Annotated in this window: 2 protein-coding genes; both read right to left on the bottom strand. The window is 61.1% G+C overall.

The genetic code is table 11. The features are described 5' to 3' along the window. Positions 1 to 200: 200 nt before the first annotated feature. On the bottom strand, positions 201 to 1,130 hold the full coding sequence (gene dctP, locus AC1DOC_RS33535; RefSeq protein ID WP_478131552.1) for a TRAP transporter substrate-binding protein DctP: 930 nt from the start codon (positions 1,128 to 1,130) through the stop codon (positions 201 to 203). Positions 1,131 to 1,162: 32 nt separating this feature from the next. Beyond that, positions 1,163 to 1,424, bottom strand: a 262-nt coding sequence (locus AC1DOC_RS33530; RefSeq protein ID WP_478131551.1) for an amidase family protein, incomplete at its 5' end; no start/stop codon positions are given.

Here is a 1,424-nt window from a genome sequence, read left to right as displayed (position 1 = left end):
GATTTATCCGTATCAGCCGATCCCTTTCGGACGCGCGAGAAGCCGGCCGTGCGCCGCGCCCGCAAGATCGAACTCGGCCCCTTCGCCACAAGAACCGTCAGGTCCACGAAGCCTTCCTTGCGCGCTACCCCGACCAGGATACGCATTCGCCGGATCGATGCGCGCGCCCACCACGAAGAGGGTGCTGCTACGGGAGCAGTCTACCTACCCTGAGGCGACGGGAAATACTCTCCGAGGATCGAGGCAGTCCGGTCACACGCGCCCTGCTCCCATTGACTGATCGCCTTGTGTCCGCCTTCCCAGAGAGCTTGCTTCAACTTCGCGTCAAGTTCCGGGAATACCCGGACGCCGGCAGCCATCATGTGGCGATGGTTCCGACGGATACGTCCATCCAAGTCGCACCAGAGCGAACGCTCGACCGCTTGGGCCGCTTGATCAACAAACCGTCGCTGGTCGACTGTCAGACCGAGGTACAGCTCTGCATTCATGACAGCAAAAGAAATAGGCGTTGCGTACTTGATGTCATAGAAGCATCRGAGGTACTTGCCGAGGCGCTGGCCTGCCGCGCCGTCACCCGATGAGAGTACGCCATCCAATTGGCCGTCGCGCAGACGGCCGAAGGCTTCTCCGATTGGCATTTGCACCGCCTGGCCGCCCGCGCTACGTACCACGTCAGCGGACATGTCGTCGTACGTGCTAATTCGCAACCTTTTGAATTCCGCCTTTGAATGGACCGACTCCCGCGTCCACAGTCCAGTTGGAGGCCAAGGCGAAACGTACAGCAGACGGACTCCCAGAGTGTCAAACGTTTGCTCGTAGTGCGGTCGCGCCACCGCCAGAAGCTGCATCGCGGACGCACGGGTCGACGATTGAAACGGCATTGAGCCGATCTGGAAGATTCGATCAACCGTGCTCAGCGCACCACAGTAAAGTTCGCCGATCTGAAAGTCGCCACGACGCACCGCATCCAGTATCGCAGTCGCCCGCAGTGGCAGGTCGTGACGACACTCGACGGTCGCCTTGGAGCAAGAAAGCTCGCGAAGCCCCGTGGCGAATCGGGACAGCCCAATCCCTGGCAAGGTGCCTTCAGGATATGCGGAGGCCGCATCCAAACGGATTGCGCTTTGCATGGCGTTCTCCTTCGTCGATCCGTATTGAGGCGCTAGGCGGAGAGCACCTGCTCGATGGCATGCGCGATGCTCAGCACCTGCCAATCGCGCTGGCGGTCACCCACGATCGACAGACCTACGGGGGCCGCACCGCGTTCGTGACACGGCAACGACACTGCGCAGCCGTCCAGGACGTTCACGATGGTGGGGTTGCGCAGCATCAACAGATTGACACGCCCATACTCGTCGCCATCTTCAAGTGCTTCCAACGTGGGCGCCACTGTGGGCACCGTCGGCATCAGGACAGCGTCGAAG

The organism is Variovorax sp. 01T439_2 (assembly GCF_056398445.1).
Note: the sequence above shows the minus strand (reverse complement) of the source record. Positions and strands in the feature narration are given on the sequence as shown.